The sequence below is a fragment of the Bacillus cereus group sp. BfR-BA-01441 genome (assembly GCF_022663075.1).
Taxonomy (GTDB): Bacteria; Bacillota; Bacilli; order Bacillales; family Bacillaceae_G; genus Bacillus_A; species Bacillus_A cereus.
Map to the genome: position 1 here is coordinate 1 of NZ_JAKUEU010000160.1, position 5,294 is coordinate 5,294.

A 5,294-nucleotide genomic window follows, 5' to 3' on the forward strand; every position below is an offset into this window, starting at 1 on the left:
TATATCAACGATTTTCTTAATATATCGATCTATCGACAAAAAACGACAGCCAGGCAACCCCTTTCTCATCAACAAAAAAAGAGCCCACACATTCAAATGTGGGCTCCCTCCAATCACTTATTGACCGAAAAACGAAGTAACTGTGTTAATCCCGGCTCTAAATTCATTTCACCTTTGTGGCGTACGTATACGACTTTATCCCCATCAAAATTCGGAGGGTTTGCTTTACTATACGTATGCCACTCATTCGTTCCTTCTATAGAATACTCCATATATTCAGTTGCACCGACAATTATATTTTTACTATCATCTGCCGTTACATTTGGTGCCATCTGCGCAATTTTTGAATCACTAATTAATAACTTCTTTATATCCTTATCACGTTTGTAATCGTAAGCTGTCACAATTACATCGTTACCATATGCTTTCACTTGTAACCCTTGTTTAAATGAATAGCCATCTGGAGCAGTTTTCTCTCCTCCATTTGGTCCTGCTGACATCCAGCCTGTTTCAATCCCGCCCATATTTACAACAGTGAAACCTTTTTCATCTCCGCCTTTAATTTTCTTTTTACCAGCCCAGTCAGGTAAGTTTAAATCCCAATGCGTATGACTCGTGAAGAAAACAACTTGCGGATAGTCTTTTAATATATCGTACAATTTATCGACGTTTAAATAATCTTGTAAGTACGGCGATTGCCTTGATCCAGATACTGTATCAGGTAAAACGTGATGAGAGAAAATGAAGATTGGCTTATTTTTATCTTTTTGACTGTACTCTTCTAAATTTTGTTTTAACCAACCTAATTGCTCATCACTCATATATACTTCGTCCCACATTTTTGAATCGTGGTATTTCATATATTTTTCAGTTCCTAAAAATAAAAGTGGATACCCATCTAATTCTTTTTTATGATATACCTTTTCTTGTCCACTAAATTGTAAGTAGCGACCAAATAGTGTTTCTTCCGTTACACCATTTGGCCATGTACTTTGAGAAAGTTTCCCATCTGCTGTCCATTTACCAGCATAAAACTCATGATTCCCAACAGTAGACCATACATTTTCTGGATGCTTATTTTTATTTAACACACGCTTTACATCATCATATTGTGACTGTTGTCCAGTCGGCGTTATATCCCCATTCATAATAAGCGCTCTAGAAAGTGGCGTCACTTTGTTCATATCTTTTAGCACATGATCAAAATCCCCTAAATCACCTTGAATATCACTAATAACATTAAAAGTTGTAGCTGATTTTCGGGCTTGCTCTTTCCCTTCCGCATGTGCTGAAAACGTCGGTAATAATGCCGCCATAACTGCTAACGAAGCAACTGTCTTTTTCATACAAATTCTCCCCCCTAATAATAGAAAGTACAAACTGACATGTTCTGCTTTCTCTTAGGTGCTTGTCCAATTCACATTATAGGGGGCGATTGTAAAGATTAATGGAATAAAAAATTAAGTGTTTTTTAAGAGATTTTGTCTTTTTTACATACTCCACAATTAGCAATTCGCGCCAATCTAGCTTTCTAGCCTTTTACATTACATACATGTAAATGAATATGATGAATCTCTTAGTTTAATATGTTGTCTTTTTAATCTCTGTTATATAACCGCCACAAAATATGCTATCTTTTCAAGTTCTCTTTCTTTAATAAACATTACTCCTCTTTTAATTCGCCTTAAAATTGTAAAGTGGCTTAATAATATGTTTAATATCAATTGTTTCTTTTGTATTCTCAATAATTTCATCCATTGGCTTATATACCATTGGTGCTTCATCTAAAGTACTTTCTGCAACAGATGTAGTCCAAACCTCTGCCATTGTATTTTGAAAATCCTCTAAGTTAAGTACTTCTTTCGCCTTCTTACGGCTCATAATACGTCCTGCTCCATGAGGGCCAGAAAAGTTCCAATCTGGATTCCCTTTACCAAATGCAATGATAGAACCGTCTCTCATATTAATTGGAATGATTACTCGTTCATCTTTCTGAGCTGAAATGGCACCTTTTCGTAGAATCATATTTTCCATATCGATGTAGTTATGAATTGTAGTGAATTGATCGGTTACTTTCCAATCCATTTTAGTGACGATTTCATCAATCATTGCTTTACGATTTAACTCCGCATATTTTTGAGCAATTTTCATATCATTCATGTAATCTTTAAATCCTTGTCCTTCTAAATAAGCTAATTCTTTGCGAATCACCGGTTTCTTAATTTCACGTAAAGCTTCATGTATTTCTTGTTGTCTACCTTCTTTCGTTAAACGCTCAATAATTTCTTCTTTAATAGATTTAACGTTTATAAGTTGCTCGTAAGCAAAGTTTTGATAATACTCTGCTACTTGTTTCCCTAAATTACGCGAACCACTATGAATGACAATGTATACATTTCCTTTATCATCCTCATTCAGTTCGACAAAATGATTGCCCCCGCCAAGTGTACCAATACTTTTTTGAGCACGTTGCAATGTAAACGGGGCTCTTACACTATCAAAATCAATCATTTTTGAAAATCTATGTTCCTTATCTCGAATACGAAAACCACTTGGGACAAATTTACGTATCGTTTCGTCTAAGTGATCGAAGTTGATTTCCTCTTTTTTCTTATTAATCATAACAACTTCCATGCCACAACCAATATCGTACTTACCTCTCAGTTTCCTGAAAGAGTGGACTATACCTTCTCTACAGTCATCGAGATATGCAGTCTCTACTGTAGGCTCACCGTATTAATTATTCCTCTTCAATTCAAAATGGATGAGGAATAATTCTGTACCTTAGTCTGCTAACATGGTACAAGTCTCTGAACCATTCGATTATGTCACCATAACCACTGGCTGCTGATTGCCCTCGCCTTTTATCGTTAGGGTTCCCAGTCAATTGAGTGAGTAGTTTAAAGTCTGAGCCGATTAGTTAACCCCGACTAAATTAGGAACAATCTTATCTTGAATTGTCATTGTTGTCCCAATCGTACAACCTGCACCCGCATGTGTATCTGGCATAATACGAATCTTGCTATCCTTTACGAATTCTTGGTTACAAAGATCAATAATTTGACCTGCTGCAGTTTTTTCTACATTCGTAGTAAACACTTTCGCTTCGTTGTATTTCCCTTGTAATTTCAACATCTTCTATTTCCCCTTTCCTTTAGTTTCTACAAAAAATCAATTCATACATATTATATAAATATATTTTCCACCACTACAGCTCATTTCCTTTTTTATAAAGAAAGACACAGAGATTCCTCTCCATGCCTGTTAATTTCCTACCTCTTCACCGCATGCACATAATGTACCGTCTCGAAAGCTTTCAAATAATCATTTCTTCCGGCAAAATATAATGTATTTATATCCTCTGGTGATAAATGCTCATAAATGAGTAAGCCCGCCTTCTCTAACAGTGCTTCCATTTCAGCATAAGAATAACATGATTTCATCGGTTCTCCGCCTACCGCAGCCATTTTCACCATATTTTCAACTCGATTGGACAGTCCCTTTTCCGTAAACAAATTTTCATCGGGATAATCAAAAACGATAGAACTACCTGCCGGAACCATCTCGAATAAACATTCTAATAAACTAGCAAGTTCCTCTTTCGTTAAATAGTACGTAACACCTAAAAGGCTAAAGAAAGTCTTTTTATGTTCAAATCCTTCATTGCGTAACTGTTCATAGGAAAATCCTTTCGTAAAATCCATTGAAACAAAATGAAGGTTTTTTGGAACTTCAAGTTCTACTTCTTTTATTCTTTCCTTCTTAAACGCCTGTGTAGAAGGATGATCCACTTCAAATATTTCTATTTTATTTTCTAATTCTCGGTGTCTAAAACTGAACGTATCTAAGCCTGCACCGAGTATGACGTATTGTTTCGCTCCTAATGTAATTTCATGTAGTAATACTCTTTCACAATATGCGGCACGTGCTAAAGGTGTTGGCGATAACTGAACTTGCGTAATCCATTTTAATATTTCTTTTGGATTGTCTTGAAACTGCTCTGCAATGTCTGTATTGAAAAAGTGAATCCCTTGAACCATGTTCGTTTCAATATTGTTACGTTCTTTTTGTGAAATGAACTCTTTAGCTACATAATCATCAAAGATTTTCGGATTATCAAATTCACTATGATATGCCCTGCTGAAAGCTGATACTAACGACGTTACACTTGCTTCACCTTGTTTCACGCACATACACTCTCCTTCATTTTCACAACAAAAATAGGGTTCCCCTGGCCAGGAGAACCCTATTATACACCTTATTTTTATATTGGTAAATTATAGCATAAATAAGTTTTTTTGTCAATTTTCCAGCCTGCTACGCTCCAACAATTTTTGTAATCTCTAGCAGGAAGACTTCGATCTACACCGAATATTCCAGTTTATAACAATACAAATGGAGGGCGTCATGAAAAGATTAGTTATCATTACAGTTGGAAAAACACACAGTGGAAAAACTACATTTGCAAGAGCATTAGAAAAAGAGTTACCCCACTCTTTCGTTATGGATCAAGATAATCAAGCTGAATTTATTAACACGCATCACGAAAAATTACAGCCGGCTAAAGGCCCTAATACATTTAAGCACGGTCTTTCAAAATTCATTGTTGATTATGCGAAAGAACATACAAATTTACACCTTATTATTTGTAACTCCAATCGCAGTAAAAACGGAAGATTCTATTTACTAAACGAAGTATTTCCACAAAATGAATATATACGCATACTCGTTCATTTTGACATTCCAGATGATGTACTTTACGAAAGAGTGGCTAGAAGCACGCGAAATACGAATATTTTTAGAGGTGGCTATTCTAGTTTCAAAGAAGTACTTGATCGACAACAAACTGAATTACTTCACGATGATGTAGTAGATCCTATAGAAAATGAAGCTGATTATTTGTTTGTTATTCGTAACAGTAAGGATGTAAACTCTACTATATTAAAAATTGTCCATCTTGCTAAAGAGTTCTCCCCTACTCCAAAATAAGAGACTATAAAAATTACATAATCATAGATTATTATGCAAATACTTCCTCTAGACGGCGCAGATGGTATATAATGATGGAAGAATCTACTTCTATATGCTCAATTTTACACAAAACAGCTCATGCATATGAAAGAAAAGAGGTACAAAAATATGAAAACAAAACAAACAATTGCTGCGTCTACACTAGCTTTAGCAATGATTGCTGGCGCGAACCCTGCTCATGCGGAAGTAAATGATGCTACTTCTCAGCAAAGTACGGGAGATCGATTAGCTGAAATTAAGCAACATAAACAAGAGTTAGATGC

Annotated in this window: 5 protein-coding genes and 1 pseudogene; 2 read left to right on the forward strand and 4 right to left on the reverse strand. The window is 35.5% G+C overall.

Annotated features, from left to right (window positions below):
• Positions 1–113 precede the first annotated feature (113 nt).
• From MR107_RS29165 to MR107_RS29180, 4 genes are all read right to left on the reverse strand, one after another.
• Positions 114–1,346: a DUF4073 domain-containing protein gene (locus tag MR107_RS29165; protein ID WP_242293086.1), complete on the reverse strand. Its 1,233-nt coding sequence runs from the start codon at positions 1,344–1,346 to the stop codon at positions 114–116.
• Positions 1,347–1,674: 328 nt separating this feature from the next.
• Positions 1,675–2,634, reverse strand: a complete 960-nt coding sequence (locus tag MR107_RS29170) for an RtcB family protein (RefSeq protein WP_017657535.1) — start codon at positions 2,632–2,634, stop codon at positions 1,675–1,677.
• A 282-nt stretch (positions 2,635–2,916) separates the two neighbouring features.
• Positions 2,917–3,135 carry an RtcB family protein gene (locus MR107_RS29175; protein WP_000916240.1) on the reverse strand — a complete coding sequence of 73 codons (219 nt, stop codon included), beginning with the start codon at positions 3,133–3,135 and terminating at the stop codon, positions 2,917–2,919.
• 137 nt (positions 3,136–3,272) lie between these two features.
• Positions 3,273–4,193, reverse strand: a complete 921-nt coding sequence (locus tag MR107_RS29180; protein WP_016124858.1) for a class I SAM-dependent methyltransferase — start codon at positions 4,191–4,193, stop codon at positions 3,273–3,275.
• 214 nt (positions 4,194–4,407) lie between these two features.
• Here MR107_RS29180 and MR107_RS29185 point away from each other — a divergent pair, with 214 nt between their 5' ends.
• Together MR107_RS29185 and MR107_RS29190 are read left to right on the forward strand one after the other, a co-directional pair.
• Entirely contained in the window at positions 4,408–4,989 is a 582-nt protein-coding gene (locus tag MR107_RS29185) for an AAA family ATPase (RefSeq protein WP_242293087.1), read from the forward strand.
• Positions 4,990–5,139: 150 nt separating this feature from the next.
• Positions 5,140–5,294, forward strand: a pseudogene (locus MR107_RS29190) (LPXTG cell wall anchor domain-containing protein); the annotation flags it as partial.

What these genes read in the sequence shown, in the direction of transcription:
- MR107_RS29180 (WP_016124858.1), bottom strand. Translation starts at nt 4,193, where the DNA reads ATGTGCGTGAAACAAGGTGAAGCAAGTGTAACGTCGTTAGTATCAGCT.
- MR107_RS29170 (WP_017657535.1), bottom strand. Translation starts at nt 2,634, where the DNA reads ATGGAAGTTGTTATGATTAATAAGAAAAAAGAGGAAATCAACTTCGAT.
- MR107_RS29175 (WP_000916240.1), bottom strand. Translation starts at nt 3,135, where the DNA reads ATGTTGAAATTACAAGGGAAATACAACGAAGCGAAAGTGTTTACTACG.
- MR107_RS29185 (WP_242293087.1), top strand. Translation starts at nt 4,408, where the DNA reads ATGAAAAGATTAGTTATCATTACAGTTGGAAAAACACACAGTGGAAAA.
- MR107_RS29165 (WP_242293086.1), bottom strand. Translation starts at nt 1,346, where the DNA reads ATGAAAAAGACAGTTGCTTCGTTAGCAGTTATGGCGGCATTATTACCG.